Source organism: Rhodococcus sp. NCIMB 12038, assembly GCF_002165735.1.
Classification (GTDB): Bacteria; Actinomycetota; Actinomycetes; order Mycobacteriales; family Mycobacteriaceae; genus Rhodococcus_F.
This window is the reverse complement of record NZ_NHML01000046.1, coordinates 14579-36856: the sequence shown is the minus strand read 5'-3', so window position 1 is coordinate 36856 and position 22278 is coordinate 14579. Positions and strand designations below refer to the sequence as shown.

Here is a 22278-nt window from a genome sequence, read left to right as displayed (position 1 = left end):
CCGACGAGGCGGGTATGGACCACACGGAGAGCTCGATCGGGGTGCGAGCCACCCCGATCGGCACGGTACCCGGAGGGGCCGTGCCAGTGGAGCGGATCCAGGCGCTGCTGGCGACGATCCCGCAGAACGCCGTCGCCGCGGCAGCGGATGTTGTCACGACCTTCAGCAGCAGCATCCCCGTCAGCGTTTTCCATCGACACGACCTCGACTGGATCGTGCTCGCCGGCGCGCAGGACTCCGCCGACCAAACTCAGCTGGCCGCCCTCGAGTGCGGTGCCGGTCCCCTGGTAGACCGCGCAGCCACCGTCGGCAGCGTCGCCATCGTCGTCGATCTGTCCGTCCCGGTCCAGTTGGTCTCGTCGCACCGCACTCTTCTCGCCCAGCTCTGCGTGTGGATCGAACTGACAGCCCACGCCCATGCCTCCACCGAAGATCTCGCCGCGCTCGACGACGAGGCCGAGGTCATGCGCGCCGTAACGCACCAGATCCTCAGCGCGCAAGACCTCGACCAGGTTCTGCTCAACATCACCACCCAGACCTTGCGGATGTCCGAATCAGACATCTGTGGGGTGTTCCTGCGGGAGGACGACGAGTTGCGCATGCGCAGCTGCACCGGGCATCGGGTGATCGACACCGCCCGTTTGCGGATGAAAAAGGGCCAGGGGGTGGCCGGGCTCGTCTTCGAAACCGGGAAGGTCGCCAAGATCGACAGCTACCTCCAGGATTCGACGATCAGCACGGATTTCATGTCCCTCGCCGAGCAGGAGGCGACTCGTTCGGCGCTGGCGGTGCCCCTGATCGTGCACGGAGACATGATCGGTGTCCTGGAGGTGTGGCGGCGCCGCTACTCCTCGTTCACCGAGCGCGACGTCCGCCGCTTGGTGGCGCTGGCCGACCTCGCCACCATCGCCATCGAAAATGGTCGCCTCTACGACACCCAGCGGGCCACCGTCGTCGAACTCGACCGGACCCGCATTTCCCTCGAGCGCCAACTGACCCTGCTCAATCGGTCTGCAACACTGCAGCATTCGCTGATCGAGATCGTGCTCGCCAATTCCGCCGTCACCAGTTCGGTGGCCCGCACCGTGGGCACCGAACTGGGCTGCGATGTCGTGATCCTCTCCGCCACCGGAGAGATCGAGGCAACCTTCCCGCGCACCCTCGACACCACACCCCTGCTCGACGAAGTGATCGGCCGGCACGGTGTGTTGCCGCAACGCGCCACCCGGATCGTGGCCCGTGACGCCCGCACGATCTGGGCTCACCCGGTCATCGCCGCCGAGAACCAGTACGGGGCGGTCTGCCTCGTCGGTGGCAGCGAGGATGCAGAGATCATGGAGGTGGCATGCGGGCAGGCCGCGATGGTCTGTTCCCTCACCCAGCTGCAGCAGCGCGCCGCCAGCGCCGCCCGGGCCGAGGCCCTCGACCAGATCCTGTGGGACCTGATGGAAGGCACCGCCGAGCAGCGGTCCGCCGCGCGCAGCCGCACCCACCAGATGGGAATCCGGCTCAAAGGTTTTCACCGGGTCGTCTACGGCGTTCTCGAAAACACCGACGCCATCTCCGCGCAGGAGGGGTGGACCACATCCTCCGCAGATACGTTGCGGCGCAACGTCCTCAACGGTCTCCGCAGCTGCACCCATCCCGCGCCGTTGACGCTCACCAGTGTGCGCGGCAACTGGATCGTCGCCCTCGCCCCGATCAAGGACCGCGAACGAGCCCGGGCTCTGCTCGATGAGCTGGACAAGACCGCCGCCCAGTGTCATCCGGACCTGCGGATCACGTGGGGTGTGAGTTCGGCACGCAGCGACCCGGCGGACTATCCGGCGGCCTTCGGCGAAGCGAAGACCGCACACGCCGCCTCCCGTCGCCTCGGCACGGTGTCCCTGTATGACGAACTCGGTATCGTGCGGCTCCTGCTCGGCAGCAGCGACAATCCCGACCTGCAGGGATTCATCAAGGAGGTCACCGAGCCACTGCTCGAGTACGACCAGCAGTCGGACGGATCCCTGCTCAAGACGCTGCGCACCTTCTTCGATGCCAATTGCTCGCAGAAGGATGCCGCCGAACGGCTGTTCGTCCATCCCAAGACCCTCGCCTATCGGCTGGATCTGATCCGCAAACTCACCAATCTGGACCTGTCCCGACATTCCGACCGGATGCGCGCCGACCTGGCGCTGCGGCTATTGCAGGTCACCCAGGCGGTCAATGACCTGGACGGCGATTCGACGCTACCCACCAACTGAGAGTGGTGTGTGGTGACCCCCGACCGGGTTCTCACCCCACACCACCCGTCGTCGGTTGGACCTTCCTCGTGTCGACTTCGGGCGGAATAGACGCGGCCGCACGGCCGGTCGACGACGACTGAGGGTGGCGCAGGACGGCGTTTGATTCACGCCACCCATACCCCACCCTCAGGTCACCGACCTACTCGCTCTGGCGGTCTCGTTGTCCCAACGCCAGGATTGATGGGCGCACCTCATCGGCGTCGACGCCGAAGCGGGTGAACCCGCGCTGCTGCAGTGCCTGCACCAGTTCCGCGGTGACCGGTCCACTCAACCGGATCCCCACCCGGCGATTCCGATCTCGGGCGATCACAGCGGCGACGGTGTCGACCAAGTGGCCGACCTGATCGTCGATCTCGACGCGAGGGTCGACGGTGATCAGGCCCCGACGCAGATACGAATCGAGCGGTTCACTGGTCAGCAGGTGCCGCGCCGAGATACCGGCCACCGCGGCCTGCAGGACCCGCAGTTCGATCCACACGACGTCACTGTGTTCGGTGATGGCGTCGATGGAGGCGACACCGCGGGGGCTGGTCAGATACCCACCGATCTCCACCTGCTCGGCGCCGGGCAGGTGGTCCCGCAGCGCGACCAGCGCGGCGACCTCACCGCTGTCGGCGATCTTGCGGACCGTGAAGTGCACACGCAACTCGGCATCCGCGTTCTGCAGGGCAGCGGTGATACCGCGCAACTGCGCAGACAGAATTTCCTCCGAGCCGAGCGGCAACGCCAATTCCGGGTGCGCAATGAACAGCTCGGCCGTGCGGAGCAACTCGCTTGATTCGTCGGCGTGAAAATCGATCGCCCGCACCCCGAACTCGGACACGCTCGCATCGGCGAACAACTTCGAAAACTCGGTGGCCACAGCGGCCTCGAGCGCCGCGCTGGCATCGCTGATCTCGCCCTTGCGCAGCGTGGTGATGATTCCGTCGAGGTGCCCGGTGGTGGCCAGGACGTCGTCGATACCCGCCACCAATCCGGTGGCACCGCGTGCGAGCGCCTGACGCACCTGATCCGGTGTGGTCGCCCGCGCGAAGACCTGCGCGCCGGCACGTTCGCGGGCGAGTTCGAGCAGACCCGAGAGACGGTCGTCCTCGGCCGCCGGCTCACTGAGCTCGATCTCCCCGGCAATCACCTCACCCGACGAGCCGTCGAGGGAGACGATATCTCCGGTGGTCAGAGTCCTGCCGGCCACGTGCATGGTGCCCGCCGCGGGGTCGATGTCCACCGCGGCGCATCCGACGACGCAGGTGGTGCCCAGTGCGCGGGCCACCACGGCGGCGTGGCTGGTCGAACCGCCCGTGGCGGTGAGGATGCCGTCGGCGGCGATCATGCCGTGCAAGTCGGTCGGGCTGGTCACCGGCCGCGCCAGGATGACTGTCTTGCCCTCCTTGACCGCCTGCTGCGCCGCGTCGGAGTCGAAGTACAGCTCACCGACCACGTGCCCTGGGGACGCGCCGACGCCGGTGGCCAGCAATCGCCCGTCCTCGTGGGCGCGGGCGTAGGCATCCGGGTCGAACCCGGGCCGCTGCACCTGGCGGATCTGCTCCAGGGTCAGCGTCGCGAGCGCACCGGAGGTGCTCACGACCTGCTCGGCGAGCAGGTCGGCCGCGATCCGGATCGCGGCCTGGGCGGTGCGCTTGGCGCTGCGGACCTGAAGCATGTACAGAATGCCGCGTTCAACGGTGAACTCGATGTCGAGGACGTCGCCTCGGCGGCGTTCGAGCTCGACGCAGGTGCTCTCGAGTTCGGTGTAGACGTGCGGGAGTCGGTCGCGTAGCGCGGTGACGGGGTCCGGGGTGCGGATACCGGCGACGACGTCTTCCCCCTGACTGGCGGCAAGGAACTCCCCGAACAGTCCTGGCTCGCCGGTGACGGGGTTGCGGGTGAACACCACGCCCGATCCGGAGTCCTCATCGAGGTTGCCGAAGACCATCGACTGCACGACCACGGCGGTCCCGAGGTCGTTCGGGATCTTGTGCACCTCACGGTATTTCACGGCACGTCGGGTGTTCCAGGACCGGAAGACCGCCTCCACGGCGCCGATGAGCTGAGCGCGTGGGTCGCTGGGAACTTCGTCGTCGAGTTCGTCGCGCACCAGGGTCTGGCAGTGCTCCCACACCCGGTCGTAGACGGGTCCGGGCTGGCTGTCGGTCTCCACGTCGTCGATCAGCGCGGCGAGATCCTCGCGGTCGGGTGTCTCGAGAGCCCCCATCACCGTTTCGGCGTACATCCCGTGGAACCGGAACAGCACGTCCGCCATGAAGCGGGTGTCGCCGGTGACGTCGGCCAGCGCGATCGCCGCATCGCGGCCGAGACCGAGGTTGAGGACGGTGTCCATCATCCCCGGCATGGACACCGGCGCCCCTGAGCGAACGGACAGCAGCAGCGGGAAGGGGCCGCCACCGAATGTCTTGCCTGTCGCCTGTTCGAGCTCGTTCAGGCGGCCGTGGATTTCCTCGATCAGGTCCTCGGTCATGGACCCGTGCTCGAGGTAGTCGTGACAGGCCGACGTGGAAATGACGTACCCGCCGGGCACGTTCAGGCCTTCCTGGGTCATCTCGACCAGGCCGTAGCCCTTGCCGCCGAGCACATTCCGGTCGATCTCACCTGGTTCACTGAACGCGCGGGTCAGTCCGGTCGTAACAGTCACAGAGCTCACCTTGTTCACTCCTTACGTGCGCGACCGAGGGTGCGCAGCAAGTCTTCGTGGAATTCGAACCACACGTTGTGCACCGAGTCCTTCGTTGGATCGGAGACGAACGCGATGTCGCCGCTGTCGACCTTTTCCAAGGAGCGTTCGAATCGTCCGATGTAGGTGCGGAACCGCTGGTCCTTTTCGCCGAGCGCTTCGAGCAGCCCCTCGAGCCGGGACACCAGGCGCTCGATGGTGGAGATCACCTTCGCGTCGTAGGCAGAATCGCTGTGGTCGTTGGCGAGTTTGCGTCCGCCCACCTCGATCTGCTGCCAAGAGGACATGGTCTTGAGGAAACGGGAATTGACGTCCTCGAACTTGTCGGCGACTTGCAGCACCGAGGGATCGTTGCGGATCGGCCCGTAGATCGCGGCCGCGGAATCGACCAGCACCGGACCCGAGGCGTCGGTGGGCAGTGCCGTCTCGCCCATCAGGGCGAGGTAGTCACTGTCGGCGAGTTCGGCGAAGATCTCCCGAACCTGATCGGTGCCCAGATCCACGATCTCCGAAACGGCGGCCGCGGTGGCCATCTTCTTGAGCGCCACGGCATTGAGGACGTCGTAGAGACGTTTGTCGAGCAGTGTTTGTGTCATATGGTCATTCCCAACGATCGAACGGGGGCGACGGAACGCAGATGCCCACGCGACAGGCCGGTTCGCTCCGTCGCCCCCGAATCTGTGAACGGGTGGTTAAAGCCAGCGGTACTTCGACCGGCGCAGATCCGCACCCTCCCCGAAGGGCAGATAGCCCTGGCCGGAGAAGATCTTCTGCGGAACGACTTCCTGCGCGAAGCCGCGCTTGCCGATGTCGTAGTAGTAGTTCGACACGCGCTGGTCAATTTCCCAGAGCTGGTATTCGTCGCATGCCTTCTCGTACGTTCCGGCCTTACGCAGGTAGGGCAGGATCATGTCTACGTAGTAGACGTATTGGCCGGCCCAGATCAGGTCGCGGCGGCACATCCGCGAGATCTTGCCGTACATCTTGAGCGTGGCGTCCTGAATCTTCGGAAGCTCGCTACCCAGATCGTCGATCTTGATGGTGCGCACGTCCGCCATCGGGGTGTCCCACTGCTCGCGGGCGAAGACGGCGCCGCCGACGATGGCGGGAATGTAGTTCTTCGGCCGGGTGAAGGTGGTGGAGATGTCGTTGACGCGAATTTCTTGCAGTCCCAGTATTTCCGGGTCGATCTCGAGTGCGATGGTGTAGGCGTGCGGCAGGCCGGCGTCGTCGCACACATCGGACCAGTGGAAGACGGGCTCGTTGACGAACAGATCCCGAAGAATGAGGATGTTGCCGTTGGGCAGTTCATACGGTCCGGTATCACCGAGACCGAGCCGGCAATCCATGTGATCGAGGAACGAGAGCAGTTCGGCGGCGGCGTTGAAGCGGGTGAAGGATTCGTGCTTGGGGCTTCCCGGTTCGAGCGTTTCGAGCTGGTTGACGATGCCCGCGAGGAAGTCCGGCTCGTGGATCTGGCAGCGGTAGCGGTCCTGCGAGTTGAGGATGTACCCGTCCTGGCGCTTGCCGAACTCGATCCGCTGCATGAACTTGAGGAGCTCGTTGCTCTCCTCGATGTAGTCGTCGGGTCCGATCGCTTCGAGTGCGAGCAGTCCGCAACGGCCCATCCCGAAGCCGACAGCTCCGATCGACCAGTCGTGCACCGCGTTGACCTTGGTGCCGATTTCCCGCCGTGCCGAGGCCCCGATGTCCAAGATGCCCTGGGCTCCGACCTCGTCGGTGGTCATGCGCAGGATCTCCGGCCATCGGTAGAACTCGTGCATGAACGCGAGGATCTCGTATTCCTGGCGGGGGATCATGCCCGAGACGCCTTCGGTGGCGCGCATGACGAGCACGTCCCAGATGTTCCACGCCAGGTAGTTGTTGAGGTCGTTGAGCTCGTCCAGGGTGAACTGGTCGGCCAGGACGTCCTCCTTGCTGACCTTCTCGAGGACCTTGCTCTTGGCGCGCTGCTTCTGCACCTTGTCGCCGAGGATGCCGTCGCGCATGGGTTCCTGGCCGACGAAGTTGCCTTCGAAGACCAGGTCCTGGAACCGCAGACCGTCATCGTCGGGTTCGTAGCGCTGCTTGTATGTCGAGCGGAGGCCGGGTGTCATTTCGATGCTCATTGGGGGGTGTTCCTCTCTGCCCATGGATGTGTGGTCGAAGACGGTCAGCTGACGATGCTGACGCGCGCGACCTCCGCGTCGTCACAGTGCAGTTGGACGGTTTTGCCGATCAGGGTTTCGGCGATCTCCTCGAAGTGCGCATCGTCGGTGTTGCCCACGACGTAGCGCGAATCGCTGGCGGTCAGGTGCGCGGTCATCACACACGGGATCTGGAACTCACGAGAGAGGATGCCGAGGTGCGACTCGGGAGCGCCCGACATCGTGATGACGCCGGAAGCACCCATGCTCAACGCCGGAGTCAGGAAGGTCGTCGTGCCGCCGCGAACGAGCAGGATGTAGTCCTGCAACTTTCCGGACCGCACAACCTCGATCACGTCCTTGGGGGAGCCCAGGAACTTGACCTCACCCTTCGGGCTCTTCTGTGTCTCGAAGGCGTTGAACCCTTCGGCTACAACCTGCATTGGTACTCCTTTGATCGAATCGAGGAAGGTGGCCTCGACCACATCCAACTTGTTATGTTGCGCCAGTCACAATGCCCGCTGATGTGTGACCACCGCATGGGCGCCGCGGATAGCGTTCCGTGTGACCATTATCTCGCGCGGACAACGTCTTGATCACTGTCGGCGACCTCGAGTTCCGCCAACTTGCGGCGCATGAGCTTGCCCGACGAGGTGGTCGGCAGGGCATCGACGAACACCACCTCACGCGGCCGTTTGTAGGCGGCCAAATGGGCTCGGCAATGCTCGATGATCTCCTGTGGGAGCAGCTGGGCGGCCGGGGCCGGAACGACGTAGGCGACGGCGATCTCCCCTTTGACCGGATCCGGCCGGCCTCCGACGGCGACCAGCGCGACGTGGGGATGCGCGCCGATGACGCGTTCGATTTCGGCGGGATACACGTTGTAGCCGGCGGTGACGATCATGTCCTTGAGCCGGTCCACGATGAAGAAGTGTCCGGTGTCATCGACGTAGGCGACATCGCCGGTGCGCAGCCACCCGTCTTCGGTGAGCGCCTCGGCGGTGGCGTCCGGGCGGCCGTAGTACCCGAGCATCACCAAGGGGCCACGGACGAGCAACTCACCGTGCTCACCCCTCGGGATGTCGCCTGTTGTGCCGTCGATCGCGCCGATCTTGATCTCGAGCCCGGGGAGAGAGACTCCGATCGACCCGGCTACCGGTGGGGCGTGGACCGCGTGGGTGGTGCCCAGCCCGGACAGCTCGGTCATCCCCCACAGTTCCAGCACCGGGCCCGGGGCCCTGGTCTGCCAGCGATCGAGTAGTTCCGGGGCGAATGTCTGACCACCGATGGTGCTTGCGCGCAGGGTGGTCAGGTCCGCGGTCTCGAACGCCGGGTGTGCGAGCATCATCGAATACATCGCCGGCACGCCCTCGAACAGGGTGGCACGGGCTCCTTCGAGCAGCGCCAGGGCTTCCCCGGCGTCGAACCGCTCCATCAGCACTACCGTGCCGCCGGCGAGGAAGGTGCTGTTGATGGCGACGTTGCCGTACACGTGCGCCGAGGGCAACGCGGTGACGACGATGTCGTCGGCGTTGCGCCCGTGCATCGTGGCCGTCAACGCGCAATTGAGCAGCACCGATCGCTGCGACTGCATCGCGCCCTTCGGGTGGCCGGTGGTCCCGGAGGTGTAGCCGATGCTGCACAGGTCGGTGGGACCGGGCGCCGGATGCGCGGCCGGCGCACCGTCGACCGGGGCGGTGAGCAGCTCGGTGAAGGGCACCGCACTGATTCCGTCGCCGATGTCACCGTCGAGCTGGCACACCAGTTCGACGGCGGACATCCCCCCCAGAACGCTCGCGACCGTATCGGCTTGGGATGCCCCGAAGAAGAGGGCTTCGGCCTCGCAGTCGGAGAGGACGAACGCCAGCTCCGGACCGGTGAGCATGACATTGACCGGATTGACGGTCGCACCCGCTTTGAGGATGCCGTGATACGCGACGATCCATTCCCAGCAGTTCTGTGCGTAGAGCGAGCACACGTCTCTCGTGCCGATCCCCCGCGCGCGCAGTGAGGCCGCGACCGCGTCCGACAGGTGGTGGAGTTCCCGGTACGTCAGGCACGTGTCACCGACGACGAGGGCGATCTTGTCCGGGTGGCGGGCTGCGGAGAAGGGAAGGATCTCTCCCGGTCCCACCGCGGGCGGAACGCCACCGGAGCGGTTATTCACCTGTCGCCCTGTTCGCCGAGGTGGGCTCGTCGAAGGTCAGAACCGCCTTGGTGACCTTGCCCAGGTGAACAGCCTCGATCGCCTCGTTGATCTGGTCGAACTCGAAGGTGTCGATCAGCTCGGTGAAGGGGAACTTGCCGGCCTGGTAGAGATCGATCATGCGGGTGACGAATTCCTGCGGAATGGCGTCGCCCTCGATGACGCCGATCAGGCTGCGGCCGAACAACAGGTGCCCCTGGTCGACGGAGATCTCGTTCGGGACGCCTTGGAAACCGACGGTGGCACACACCCCCGGCGACTGCAGACATTCGAGTGCGCTGCGCACGACGTCCGCCAGGCCGATGCAGTCGACCGAATAGTGCACTCCTCCTCCGGTGATCTCGCGGATTCGTTCGACCACGTCTTCCTCGGCCGAGTTGATGGTGTGGGTGGCGCCGAGGTCGGTCGCCTTCGCCAGGCGTGCGGGCTGGATGTCGACGGCGATGATGGTTCCGCAGCCGGCGACCACCGCGCCCAGCAGGGCGGCGAGCCCGACCGAGCCGGTCCCGAAGATCGCGATCGACGATCCTTCGTCCGGGTGGAGGGTGTTCAGCACCGCGCCGGCACCGGTTTGGATGCCGCAACCGAGGGGAGCGAGCAGCTCGAGCGGCAGATTGCGGGCGACGCGGACACAGTTCTGCTCGTTGGCCACGGCGTAGGTCGCCCACGCGGATTGGCCGAAGAAGTGTCCGCGTACCTGTTCGCCGCTGGAGCTGAGGGCGCTCGAACCGTCCAGGCGTGCGCCGACCAAATTGAGTGGGACGAAGTTCCGGCAGTGCATCGGGAGTGAGCGTGCGCAGTTGTCGCACTCGGCGCAGAAGTTGTAGGAGAGCACCACGTGGTCGCCGGGCTCGATGCGCTCGACCTCCGGTCCGACCGCGGTGACGACTCCTGATCCCTCGTGGCCGAGCACGATTGGGGCGGCGTCGGTTTCCGCGGTCGCGATCATCCCGAGGTCGGTGTGGCAGATACCGGATCCGACGATCCGCACCAGGACCTCGCGGGGGCGTAACTCGTCGATGTCGAGTTCCTCGAGCGACAACGGCTCCTGCGCTGCTCGCAGGACGGCTGCTGTGGTCTTCATAGTTGCACTGTCCTCTTCGAAAGATATTCGGGTGCTGGTGGTCTCACGAGACCGTGTCGGGGACCTTGTTCAGCGTGATCGTCTGATGGTTGGTGTATTCGGCGAGCCCGTGCAGGGAGTTCTCGGCGCCGATGCCGGACTGCTTGTGTCCGCCGAAAACCTGATGCGGCGAGTATTGGTGCACCTCGTTGAGCCACACCGTTCCGGCTTCGAGCTGACGGCCGATCCGCTCGATCGCCACGAGATCGTCGCCCCACACGGTGGCGCCCAGGCCCCAGACGGTGTCGTTGGCCCGGGCGATGACATCGCTTTCGTCGCTCCAGCGCAGCAGCGGCAGGATGGGCCCGAAGGGTTCCTCGGCGACCAGGCGGGAGTCCTCCGGCGGGTTGTCGACGAGTGTGACCGGGACGAACCAGCCGCCGGCCTCCGGGGCGATCTGTCCGCCGAGGGCGAAGGTGTAGCCGTTGGCCGTGCAGTCGTCGAAGTACTCCTGCACCTTCTGCAGCTGGGGCAGGTTCTGGATCGGACCCAACTGGGTCTCGGCGGCAGCCCCGTCGCCGACCACCACGGTCCGTGCGTACGCGACCAACTCGTCCCGCACGGCCTCGTAGACGTCGTCGTGGATGTAGATGCGCTTGGCGGCGTTGCAGAACTGGGCGTTGTTCTGGAATGCGGCCCAGAAGATCTGCGGGGCGACCTTCGCCGGGTCGACGTCCGGGAGGACGATCGCCGGATCGTTTCCGCCGAGCTCGAGGGTGACCCGCTTGAGCGTGCCGGCCGCGGACCGCATCACGTGCTTGCCCGTTTCGGTACTGCCGGTGAACGCGATCTTCGCGATACCGGGGTGCGCTGTGATCCACTTGCCGAGTTCGTCGTCACCGCTGACCGCGCTCAATACGCCGGCGGGAAGCAGGTCCTGCACGAGTTCGACGAGCTTGAGGTCGCACAGGGGGGTGAAGGGGGACGGCTTGACGATGATGGTGTTGCCCGCCACCAGGGCAGGCGCAATCTTCCAGACCGCCAGCAGGATCGGGAAGTTCCACGGCACGATGGCACCGACGACCCCCAGCGGCGTGTGCCGGCTGATCACGCTGCGCTCGACAGTGTCTTCGAGAACCTCCTCAGGCAGGGACTGCTTGGCGATCTCCCGGAACCACGCCACCGACCCATAGACCTCCCATTCGGCCATCGGACGCGGCTTGCCCTGCTCGGCGGTCAGCAGTGCCAGAAACTCTTCGGCGTGGGCTTCGAGCCGATCGCCGATCGCCGAGACGATGGCCTGCCGCTCGGCCAGTGGTGTCGCCGACCAGCCGGGGAAGGCGGCCCGCGCGGCCGCGACAGCCTCGTCGAGTTGGTCCGAGGTCGCAACAGGGACTTCGGCGATCACCTCGGTGGTCGCCGGGTTGTACACCGGCGCCGTGTCCTGTGCGGTCACGGACCGCCCACCGATCGTCATCGGAAACTCAGTGGGGAGGACGAGAGTAGTGGCTTCGGTAGACAACATTCATCTCCTTCAGGTGCGCAGTTCCACCGGTTGTGAGACTGCATCCGTGCCGCCCGCGTGTGGCGCATATGTCCCGCATGGGTCACCGGGCGGCGTGAGGGGTTGGTATCTTCGCCAGCGAGTGGGGTGGCGATCACAGTTCTACTGACCGAGCGTGATGGGGGCGTCATCTCTCAGGGAGCAAACCCTTGCCGCCTTCTATCCCCGGGGGAATAGCCGGTCGCCGGGAACCGGGGCATTGTGGCTGGTGAACGCTCGATTTTTCGACGATCCTGCAGAAGCTGGTCAAGCGCATGACAACCTGCATCCGAGTCACGCCGGGGTGGCTGTCCACGGACAGCCACCCGCACCGCACGGACAGCCACGGCCCGCGTGGAAAACCTCCGCATTCCGTTGCGGCGACCGCGAGGTTTCAGATCGCACCGCCATCGCTGCCGGACGAACTGGCGGTCGCTGGGTTCGACGACGCCGAAGAGATCGGACGGGGCGGCTTCGGAGTCGTCTACCGGTGCACCCAGGCAGCCCTGGAGCGAGCCGTGGCCATCAAGGTCATGACCTCGCGGCTCGAGGCGTCGAATCTCGACCGATTCCTCCGGGAGCAGCGTGCGATGGGCCGACTGTCCGGCCACCCGAACATCGTCAGCGTCTTCCAATGCGGGAGCACCGCCACCGGTCTGCCCTACATGGCGATGCAATTCCATCGTCGCGGGTCCCTCCAACATCGGATTGACAACCGAGGCGCGCTCACCTGGAACGACTCATTACGTCTCGGGGTTCGCATCGCCGGCGCCCTCGCCGCCGCGCACAACGCCGGCATCCTTCATCGCGACGTCAAACCGGCAAACATCTTGCTCACCGACTATGGCGAACCGCAGCTCGCAGACTTCGGTATTGCTCACGTGGTCGGCGGTTTCGAAACCGCCGACCACGCCGTCACCGGCACGCTCGCCTACACCGCCCCGGAGGTCCTCCAAGGTGCGTGCCCGACTCCCGCGGCGGATGTCTACGCGCTCGCCTCGACGATGTTCTGCGCGATGACCGGTCACGCCGCGTACGAGCGACACGTCGGCGAACCGATCGTCGCCCAATTCCTCCGAGTCACTACCCAACCGATCCCCGATCTCCGGAAGGTCGGCGTCCCCGACAACGTCTGCGTCGAGATTGAACGAGCCATGTCACCGAAACCCGAGGACCGCCCCTCCACCGCCGCCGAGTTCGGAAACCATCTTCGGCGGGTGCAACGCCTCAACGGTTGCCCGGTAGACGAGATGGCTGTGATCAAAACCTGCGAACCTCACCCGACCGCCGATTCGCCACGGCCCGACACCATTCGGTCTCAGCCGGCGGCACCCGCTCTCACCGTCGTGCCTGCCGTGCCGGACCGAGACTTACGCCCCTCCCCCGGTGCCCGCGGGAATCTCCCCGCAGACCTGACCACTTTCGTCGGACGCCGACACGACGTGGCCACCACGAAGAAGTTACTCGCCCAATCACGCCTCGTGACCCTGATCGGGACCGGAGGAGTCGGAAAGACCCGGCTCGCATCAAAGGTGGCCGCCGAATCCCATCGCGCGTTCACCGACGGTGTATGGCTGGTGGAGCTCAGCGAGGTGACCGACGGAGACTTCCTCGTCGACACCGTTTCGTCCACGCTCAGGATTCAAGAACTACCCGACCAGCACCGGCTCCACAGCCTCATCGAGCACCTCCGGTCCCGCCGATGCCTGCTCGTACTGGACAACTGCGAGCACCTCATCGACCCCACCGCCGCCCTCGCTGAAACGCTCCTCCAGTCCTGCCCCGAGCTGCGAATCCTGGCTACCAGCCGCGAACCACTGGGTCTGGGCGGCGAGTCACTCCAGCGAGTACAACCGCTGGCCACCCCAGACTCGCGAACACGGTCGATGCAGGCGATCGGCCGGTACGACGCCGTGCGGTTGTTCCTCGACCGCGCCACCACCGCCCTCCCTGAATTCGAACTCACAGAGGAGAACTGGCCAAAGGTAGCCCGCGTCTGCGAACACCTCGACGGCCTTCCACTCGCGATCGAGCTGGCCGCGGTTCGCCTCCGCGCGATCTCGATCGACCAGATCTACGACAAACTCTCCGACAGGTACCGGCTGCTCTCATGCGGTCGGCGCCGCGCGCCGGCACGCCAGCAATCACTGCGGCTGTGCATCGACTGGAGCCACGACCTCTGCACACCGCAGGAACGCACGCTGTGGTCACGACTGTCGGTGTTCGCCGGCAACTTCGAACTGGATGCAGCCGAGGCGATCTGCGGCGACGACCTAGCCCCACACAGCGTCCTCGACATCATCGCCTCATTGGTCGACAAGTCGATCTTGGTCCGAGAAGAGGAAGGCTTCACTGTCCGCTACCGCATGCTCGAAACGCTGCGCGACTACGGCCGCGAGCAACTCGGCGCCACAGAGGACCTGATGCCACTGAGGCGCCGCCACAGCGACTGGTACCGGCAGATGGCACACGACGCAGAAGCCGAGTGGATCAGCGCGAACCAGCTGATGTGGATCCTTCGATTGGATCGCGAACAACCGAACCTTCGTGACGCACTCCAGTTCCGCATCTCCCAGCAGAACCCCGATTCGATCGATTTCGCCACCGCACTCTATCCCTTCTGGTTCTCCCGTGGGCTTCTCCGCGAGGGGCGACGATGGCTGGAAAGCGCACTGTCCACTGACAACGGTCGACATCGGGTAGACACAGTGAGAGCGCTGTGCGCCCAGAGCGTCCTCGCCGGGCGACAGGGCGACCTCCCGGCCGGGGCGCAACTACTCTCCATGGCCCGCACCGCGACCGATCACATCGACGATGAGGTCGCTCAGGCTCATCTGCACCACGCCGAAGGAATGCATGAGCTCTACTCCGGCTACATACAACGAGCCGCGACGTCCTTCGCCGCAGCTCTCGCCGCACTCCACACCCACCCCATACCGTTCCTGCGGATCTCCACACTCCAAGGACTCGGACTGGCCAGCGGACTCCTCGGTGACACCGAGCAGGCGATCATCCGCAACGAAGAGGCCATCACCCTCAGCTCCGACCTGGGCGAATCGGTCTACCGAGCCCGCTCCTTCTGGGTCCTCGGCCTGCAGGTGTGGCAACTCGGCAACCACGACCGAGCTACCGGGCTCCTCGGTCAAGGGCTACGGATGGCACGGATGGTCGACGACCCGCTCAGCGCCGCATGGTGCTTGGAGGCACTGGCATGGATCCATGCAAAGTCCGATCGAGCCGAAGACGCCGCGCAGCTGATGGGCGCTGCCGAAGGACTCTGGGAAAGCGTCGGCAGCACACCAGTTCACATACCCGGCCTCCACATTCATCACGACGAATGTGCACGCCAAGCACATAACACGCTGAGCAGCAAACACTTCGACGACGCCTTTCAAGCCGGCCGACACATGACGCTGGCGGAAGCCGTCGCCTTCGCACTTGACGAAGACACGCCGGTCCCCTCAGCGCACGCCGACTCGGGCACCTGCCTTCTGACCAAACGCGAGCACCAAGTTGCCGGGCTCGTAGCGGAAGGCCTGACCAACAGAGCGATCGCCACAAGGCTGGTCATCGCCAATCGCACAGCACAAGGACACGTGGAACACATCCTCACAAAACTGGGTTTCACCTCACGTACCCAAATCGCATCATGGGTGGCCGCCGGAAAACAGTGACTCCTGATGTGGCGCATTCCTCATCTTTCGTGGAGTGAACTGCGCCGTCAGGCTATACCTCGGAGTAGTGCGTTCACGTTGCCCGCAGTTCTATCGTGTGTCCTGCAGGCACTCCTGACGGAGACCGCGCTCAGATACAGCTAAAGGCATGGCTCTATGGGTGTCGTAGGAGGGCAGAAATGACAAACAGACCAGAAGATCACGCGAACACTCGTGACGATGACTTCATGGTTCAGTTCTTCCGACGTTGGTCCGCGTTCGGCGGAGGACCCGCAGAAGACATCATGGTCAACTTCGGAATCTCCAAGCGTGAATATGAAGATCGCCTCTACGATCTCGCCTGCAGCAATCGCATTCGCAGGTATCCCCCCGAAGTGAAGGACCTGATCCTCACGTTCTGTTCGTCGCGCCAGATCCGACGACATCGAAGCGCCCCACAACCGCTGCTAGTCGCCTTTACGGCACCCGAGCCATCCCACGAAATGTCCGCATTACTAACCTCATCGTAAGATTCTCGAGATGTCGACCCCATCCAGCGGTGCGGATATTGTCCCGCTTTCTTGGAGGCCAAGTCACCAAGGTACGCCCGGAGTGGCGACAAGTCGTTCGCCGAAATACGCACAGTGCCGGCGCCCCGAGATGACCGAAGGCACGTTCGGTCAAGCCTTCTCGCAGGAACGTTGCTGCCCTCGGCGTCACCTCGATGTCGTGCCGATCTCACGTCGGCCGGCAGTGAGTGCAATGCAGGAGAGGGCGGCCGCGACAAGGCCCAGTCCCGTGCGTATCCAGTTCCAGCGATACCACGCGGTCAGCTCGGCGTGCACGGCCTGGGGTGGGAAGGCGGGGTCGAGCAGGGCGAGGTTCGCGTCCAGGAAGTAGATCGGGAGCAGTAAGAATGTCCCGACCATGCACGTCGTCGCCAGAGCCCACGCGAGGCGGCCTGGTCGGCGACTCTTGACGGTCGAGTACGTCGTCATGCTCAGCAGCACGACCGAAGCGACCTCGAACGGGAAGACCGTCGCTCCGGTGGCAGGTCCGGCTCTCGCGAATTCCGACAGGAATTCGGCCGGATCCATTTCCCGCCAGTGCGGAACAATTACGGTCTGGGTGAGCAGGGCTCCCCCGGCGAAGGCCGAGGTAACGGCAACTGCGGTGGTGTCGATAATGCGGGCTGCGCGCCTGGCCGCGAGTACGCGAGGAGACGAGGCACTCGGGGGCTGAGCCATTGGGCCACTCCGGATCTCTCGCTCGATCGGTTTCGGTCGGTGGCGTCTGCGTCGGCCACAATTCCCCACAATTCCATAGTCGCCACCTCGACGCCTTTCGTCGACAAGCAAGGGTCTGTCTGCCAAGATCTTCAAACGGCTGTGCCCCGAGACCGTTGACAATATCTGCGCCGTCGGCGAAGAGTTGAGCAGAGAACGTGTTACCCGATCTGTCGACGTCGTGAGTAGGTGAGACGCGTGGGAGCAACCGATCCCCCGCCGTTGGTCGTCCTGCCGCCGGGGACCGGGCAGACCGGCGACCTGGGCCCGATCGGGGTCGAATTCAAGCTCTGGGGCCGTGACACCGGTGGGGTGTTGTCGGTCGTGGAGCACCCATTCCCGGTCGGTGCGCTGGTGCCGCCACATCTGCATACGCGGGAGGACGAATTCTCGATAGTTACTCAGGGTGTGATCGGATTCCGCTCCGGCGATCGGGAGGCCGTTCTCGAATCCGGCGGATACATCACCAAGCCCCGAGGCGAGATGCACGCCATGTGGAACGCCGGCACCGAACCGGCTCGCATGATCGAGATCATCAGTCCAGCCGGCTTCGAACATTGCTTCCTGGAAATGTCCGAACTGATCGCCACCGGCGCACCGGATGTCACCCAGCTCGCCGCGATTGCCGAGCGTTACGGTCTGCAATTCGGCGAACCCGACTGGTTGCCCGACGTAATCGCCCGATTCGCCCTGACACCGCCATGAGCCATGCCGGCACCGTCGAACAGTTGAATTCGGCGGGCGGTGGATACTGGTCGGCTGCGATAATGAGCCGATGGACGGTCCAACTGCTGATGCCTTCGACAGTGCCGCCCGACGGTTCCTCGAAGTCAGCGCCTCCGCGACAGGTCACTATGACGACCCGGGCCTCGGTGAGTGGTCCGTGCGCGACCTGCTGGGGCACACCAGCAGGTCGCTGACGACGGTGGAGACCTACCTCGACGTCGCCGGTGACGATTCCGACCCGGCAGACCTGGACGATGCCGTCGCGTACTACCTGGCCATCGCCGGTGCCCTGGCTGACACCGCAGCAGTGGCACAGCGGGGACGCGCCGCCGGCGCCGCGCTCGGGGAGGACCCGATGCCCGCGCTGACCGCGCTGGTTGCCCGGGTACCCGAGCGCGTCCGTGCCACTCCAGCCACCGCCCTGGTGCGCACACCATTCGGGACGATGACCTTGCAGGGCTACCTTCCAACCCGAACCCTCGAGCTGACAGTGCATACCTGCGATTTGGCAGCCGCCCTCGGCGTCAACGCGGATGTCCCTCACGATGCAATAGCCGAGACATTCGCCGTGATCGGTGGCCTGGCCGCGGCACAGGGAACAGCATCCGCGGCGCTGCTGGCGTTGACCGGCCGCCTTCCCCTGCCAGCCGGCTACTCGGTCCTCTGACGCGTCACCGGTCGGGTCCATTCCTTGAAACCACCGCGGTCGTCCACGGGGGAAGTGGCGCCGTCGGCTCGGCGGTCGCGCGAGCGTATGCGAGCGATCACGTCGAGCTGCACGGTGGCGACAGCCGCGGCGCGCCACATGGTGGTACGCGGCACCGCCCGGCTGCTGTCGCCGGGCTCCCCGGAACCGGGCGAGCCCGATCCGGACGCCACCCGTCTGCTGCTGCCGCGTCGCCCGAGCTACGCCGATGCCGCGAACGCTGCCGTCCGCGTCCGACTGGTCCTCGACGATGACTGCGACCGAGATCAACCTCCCCGGGGGCGCCGTCGTCGACTGACGCGGGTCGCCCCGGCCAACCATCGACATTTGTTCTGAACAACACTGTTGCTCAGCATTTTTCGGGGCGGCCCTCCGGCCCGAACAAGGGGGAATTCAGGCCGGAAGACCTGGCTGGCGCGCTGCCATCGCATGCTGCGCGCGCAGCGTCCAGACGGAGTACCCGCGACGGTGCGGTTCATGCCTCGGCATCACCCTGATTCGCGCAGCAGAATATGCGACGGTTGACCCACGAGATCTCCAGTGCCGAATGTTAAGCGGAGGACATCATGTTGCTCGACGGGGTCAACCATATTGCCTGGATCTCCAAGGACGCCGCCCGCCTGGGCAGGTTCTATGCCGACGTGTTCGACGCCGACGTCGGGCCGACGCGACCGCACGGCCGCGAAGAGGGCGAAACGATGACCGTCATCCGGATCGGCCCGCACACCGCGTTGAACATCTTCGTCATCGACGGCAACACCGAAGCCGAGCGTCAGACACCGATGTGGGGGCGAGGTCGCATCGACCACGTCGGTCTGCAGGCGGCCTCACCGGAAGCCTTCGCAGTGATCCGGCAGCGGCTGATCGACGCGGCCGCCAGCGATGGAACCATCAACGACTTCGGTTCTGCACAGAGCATCTTCTTCCGGGACCCCGATGGTCTCGAGGGGGAAGTGCTGATCGCCGTCGTTTGAGGCGCCGAGTCCCCGGGTAGGCGGGGAGCACGAATTCGACGGGAGGAGCGCCGGATGGCAACCAAGGACTCGCAACCTCACACCCGAGGACCAGGAACTATACGAGGAACTACGGAAGAAGGGTAATTCGAAGGAGAAGGCGGCGCGCATCTCCAACGCGGCTGCCGACCGCGGGCGCGAGAACGTCGGAAAGTCGGGCGGGAAGTCGCAGTCCTACGACGACTGGACGGTCGACGAGCTCGCGAAGCGAGCCAAAGAACTCGGCTTGACCGGCTATTCGAAGCTGAACAAGAAGGAACTCGTCGACGAGCTCCGCAATCACTGAGGCGGCCGCCGTGCCGGCTTCGGTTCACCAGTGGCACCGACACCTGCCGACCGATCCGATCCCGACATTCATTCGAATCGAACACCTTTCGCGTGGTTTGGGGTTTTCAGCTGGGGGCAAGCTGTGCAGAGGGCGTTCGGACGACGGTTCGGCTGACCTGCTCGTGCCACACAACAGTCAGGACATGTCATGCAGAAATTGTTGACCTTCGCAGCGGGCGCGGCCGTGGGCTTCGTCCTGGGCACCCGATCCGGCCGGCAAACCTACGAGAAGATGAGACATCAGTCCCTCGAACTCTGGCACAACCCCACCGTCCAGGAAAAGGTGAGCGGCGCGACGGAAACGGTGAAGGACAAGGCGCCGCAGGTGCAGCACAAGGTCGGCGAACTGGCGAAGAAGGCGACTCACCACCACACCGACTCGAGTACGGCGACGGCCCCCACCAACGGAGCGTCGCTGGGTGACGCTGCGACCCCGGCGCCGGCGGCCCCAACTCCGACCGACGCGCAAACCACGACAGGTGTGCCGCCGACGCGCAGCGAATCTGCGGGGTGAGCCGCCTCGCCGGCTATCAGCGCGGCGGCACCATACCGGCGGGCGGAGTAGGTTCGGTGCCGAATGCGCCGAGGACGTCGCCGGTGTGTTGTTCGGCGGTGCCGTAGGTATTGGCGGCGACGGAGAAGTCGGGTCGAAGGATGCGGAGGCGACGACGCTGGAGCCGTCGTCGGACCATCCCCATTTCGTTCCGGTGACCGACGGCAATGTGCCGGTGCCCCAATTCTGGTAGGTGCCGTCGACGGCGACGGGAGCGGCGGTGGCCATCCATCCGAGAACGGGGCTGTTCGGGTCGGTGGTCTTCTTCGCCTCGAGGAAGGTGACCGTGTCAGCCGTGCTGGTCACCGAGTTGCCCCAGAAGGCGGCGCCGCGGGTGCCGGTGAGCCGGTACTCGGCGGCGACGACGTCGATGGCTTGCGGATACTTTGCGTACGCCTGCGAGGCGGCGGCGTCGTCGCTGTCCCGGATCATTCGTTGCCCGGGTTCGAGGTCTTCGGGCGAGCCGTCACCGTGCCGGATCATGTAATCGGCGACATACAGTTTCACGATCGACAGACCGGGTCGCGCCTCGCCCTGATTCGCGGTTCCCATTCTCGTTCCGCTGGGTGTGTGTGCAAACGACAGCGCGGTCCGAGGGGGAACGTCCGCGATTCCACTGGGGGTCGGGGCGGCCTGTGCCTGCCCGATGGCTACGCAGACAACTCCCCCTGCCATCAGCACTGTGACGACCGCGGACCGCATTCTGCGTGATGCGGATCTGGATGCCATGGTGTCCGTGTACCCATCCCGGCAGACTTCAAGGCGTCGATGCGGCGTCACGCAATTCGGCGTACGAATCTTCCATCGCCACCGCCAGCCGGGCAACATCGGGCAGCGCTTCGGGGTCGGTGCAGAGCCCGATTCCGACGATCCCGGCGCAGGAGATCGCCGAGATCCGCAACGCGTGGTGAACGGCGGGCTCCGAGGACGAGAAGAGCCGCTCCACCCGGCGTCCGGACACACTCACCGGCACGCGCGGGCCGGGAACGTTCGAGATCGCGAGACTGAACTCGCGCGCGCTGCCCGCGAGTCTTTGCACAGCCGCCCCGACGCGCTTCACGCGTCCGAGAGCGTGGAAGAGATCGAAAAGCTCGTCTGCGTCGTCGAGGTGTTTGCGCTTGCTGGTCTCGGCGCTGATCCGGTCGAGTCGGATGAGCGGATCGGCCTCGGCGAGCGGCAGATCGATGTTCAGGAAGGAATCGCGGTTTCCGACCTCCGCTCCCTCGTTCCGGTGGTGAAGGCTGACCGGAACCTGAGCACGCAGACGCGGCAGCGCAGCGTCGCCGGCCGAGAGCCAGCTGCGCAGGCCGCCTGCGACGATCCCCAGAAGTACGTCGTTGACGGTTGCGCGGGTGGGGCGCGAGGCGCCTATTGCTTTCAGCTCGGAGAGCGGGGCGACGGTGAACGCGAGTTCGCGAGCGGCACTGATCGGACGGTCGAACGGCGAGCGTGAGCCGCGATGGCCCAGTTCACGATGCACGGCCGCGGGCAACCGCAGCACCTCGTCGACTCGCGAACGCTGCCCCGAATCGGCGCGAACACCCGGACGCGACCCGTGCGGGGCCGGTTCGACGTGTCGATCCCAGAGCACGTCGTGCAGGAAGCGCACCGCGCCGATCCCGTCGGCCATCGCGTGATGGATCCGGACGGCGATCGCCTCGCGCCCGTCGTCGAGTGGGCCGAGCAAATCGAACGTCCACAGTGGTCGCTCGTGATCGAGGTGCTCGGACATCAGCGTGCTGACGGCCCGCCACAGATCGGCCCGCGTCGCACACGGCTCTTCCCGGCGCCGGATGTGATCGCTGATGTCGAAGGCGGTGGCCGCGGTCCAGCGCGGCTCCGGACCCGAGGCGTCGATCCGCTGCGTCGCGCGCGGCTCGCTCGAAAGGCGCTCCGCCACCGCAGTTCGCAGGGCCTCCAGATCCAGCGGGCCGGGGCTCGGTTCGAGAACCACCAGCTTCAGGGTGTGGCCGGATATCACCGCCGATTCGAGCCCCAGAATATGGGCATCGTCGGCGGAGAGCCGATCGGGATCCTCGCGGGTCACCTCGGCAAGTCTATTCGGTCTGCACGTCGTC

General features: G+C 65.4%; 16 protein-coding genes and 2 pseudogenes. 8 read left to right on the top strand and 10 right to left on the bottom strand.

Going from position 1 to position 22278, the window contains the following annotated elements; all coding sequences use genetic code 11:
* The first annotated feature begins 14 nt into the window (after positions 1-14).
* A complete protein-coding gene (locus CA951_RS39210) occupies positions 15-2246 on the top strand; it encodes a helix-turn-helix domain-containing protein (RefSeq protein ID WP_087561990.1) in 2232 nt (743 codons plus the stop codon).
* Between the two features lie 181 nt (positions 2247-2427).
* Here the strand turns inward: CA951_RS39210 and CA951_RS39205 are convergent, their stop codons facing one another.
* From CA951_RS39205 to CA951_RS39175, 7 genes are all read right to left on the bottom strand, one after another.
* Positions 2428-4938 carry a pyruvate, phosphate dikinase gene (locus tag CA951_RS39205; RefSeq protein ID WP_087562002.1) on the bottom strand — a complete coding sequence of 837 codons (2511 nt, stop codon included), beginning with the start codon at positions 4936-4938 and terminating at the stop codon, positions 2428-2430.
* A gap of 14 nt (positions 4939-4952) precedes the next feature.
* Positions 4953-5573, bottom strand: a complete 621-nt coding sequence (locus CA951_RS39200) for a hypothetical protein (RefSeq protein WP_087561989.1) — start codon at positions 5571-5573, stop codon at positions 4953-4955.
* A gap of 96 nt (positions 5574-5669) precedes the next feature.
* On the bottom strand, positions 5670-7106 hold the full coding sequence (locus tag CA951_RS39195; RefSeq protein ID WP_087561988.1) for a hypothetical protein: 1437 nt from the start codon (positions 7104-7106) through the stop codon (positions 5670-5672).
* A gap of 44 nt (positions 7107-7150) precedes the next feature.
* Entirely contained in the window at positions 7151-7567 is a 417-nt protein-coding gene (locus CA951_RS39190) for a PEP-utilizing enzyme (RefSeq protein WP_087561987.1), read from the bottom strand.
* Between the two features lie 128 nt (positions 7568-7695).
* Complete coding sequence (locus CA951_RS39185) at positions 7696-9291, bottom strand: class I adenylate-forming enzyme family protein (RefSeq protein WP_256974271.1); 1596 nt, start codon at positions 9289-9291, stop codon at positions 7696-7698.
* Positions 9284-10414 carry an NAD(P)-dependent alcohol dehydrogenase gene (locus CA951_RS39180; protein WP_087561985.1) on the bottom strand — a complete coding sequence of 377 codons (1131 nt, stop codon included), beginning with the start codon at positions 10412-10414 and terminating at the stop codon, positions 9284-9286. The genes CA951_RS39185 and CA951_RS39180 overlap by 8 nt, the downstream gene beginning before the upstream one ends.
* A gap of 43 nt (positions 10415-10457) precedes the next feature.
* Complete coding sequence (locus CA951_RS39175) at positions 10458-11918, bottom strand: aldehyde dehydrogenase family protein (protein ID WP_179220491.1); 1461 nt, start codon at positions 11916-11918, stop codon at positions 10458-10460.
* Positions 11919-12211: 293 nt separating this feature from the next.
* Between CA951_RS39175 and CA951_RS39170 the strand changes: the two genes are divergently transcribed.
* The gene (locus tag CA951_RS39170) at positions 12212-15610 is read left to right on the top strand and encodes a protein kinase (protein ID WP_087561983.1); all 3399 of its coding nucleotides are present in this window, start codon (positions 12212-12214) and stop codon (positions 15608-15610) included.
* Between the two features lie 695 nt (positions 15611-16305).
* On the opposite strand, the gene CA951_RS39165 is transcribed toward CA951_RS39170, so the two are convergent.
* Positions 16306-16836: a DUF1772 domain-containing protein gene (locus CA951_RS39165; protein ID WP_087561982.1), complete on the bottom strand. Its 531-nt coding sequence runs from the start codon at positions 16834-16836 to the stop codon at positions 16306-16308.
* Between the two features lie 237 nt (positions 16837-17073).
* Here CA951_RS39165 and CA951_RS39160 point away from each other — a divergent pair, with 237 nt between their 5' ends.
* From CA951_RS39160 to CA951_RS39135, 6 genes and pseudogenes are all read left to right on the top strand, one after another.
* Entirely contained in the window at positions 17074-17580 is a 507-nt protein-coding gene (locus tag CA951_RS39160) for a cupin domain-containing protein (protein WP_087561981.1), read from the top strand.
* A gap of 70 nt (positions 17581-17650) precedes the next feature.
* The gene (locus tag CA951_RS39155; protein WP_087561980.1) at positions 17651-18268 is read left to right on the top strand and encodes a maleylpyruvate isomerase N-terminal domain-containing protein; all 618 of its coding nucleotides are present in this window, start codon (positions 17651-17653) and stop codon (positions 18266-18268) included.
* Positions 18269-18382: 114 nt separating this feature from the next.
* Positions 18383-18643: a hypothetical protein gene (locus CA951_RS39150; protein WP_256974270.1), complete on the top strand. Its 261-nt coding sequence runs from the start codon at positions 18383-18385 to the stop codon at positions 18641-18643.
* A 230-nt stretch (positions 18644-18873) separates the two neighbouring features.
* Positions 18874-19281 carry a VOC family protein gene (locus CA951_RS39145; protein ID WP_087561979.1) on the top strand — a complete coding sequence of 136 codons (408 nt, stop codon included), beginning with the start codon at positions 18874-18876 and terminating at the stop codon, positions 19279-19281.
* A 54-nt stretch (positions 19282-19335) separates the two neighbouring features.
* Positions 19336-19606 (top strand): annotated as a pseudogene (locus tag CA951_RS44990) (Rho termination factor N-terminal domain-containing protein).
* A gap of 189 nt (positions 19607-19795) precedes the next feature.
* Positions 19796-20161 carry a YtxH domain-containing protein gene (locus CA951_RS39135; protein ID WP_087561978.1) on the top strand — a complete coding sequence of 122 codons (366 nt, stop codon included), beginning with the start codon at positions 19796-19798 and terminating at the stop codon, positions 20159-20161.
* A gap of 16 nt (positions 20162-20177) precedes the next feature.
* On the opposite strand, the pseudogene CA951_RS39130 reads toward CA951_RS39135, so the two are convergent.
* Positions 20178-20875 (bottom strand): annotated as a pseudogene (locus CA951_RS39130) (hypothetical protein).
* Between the two features lie 82 nt (positions 20876-20957).
* On the bottom strand, positions 20958-22247 hold the full coding sequence (locus CA951_RS39125) for a wax ester/triacylglycerol synthase domain-containing protein (RefSeq protein ID WP_087561977.1): 1290 nt from the start codon (positions 22245-22247) through the stop codon (positions 20958-20960).
* Positions 22248-22278: the final 31 nt, after the last annotated feature.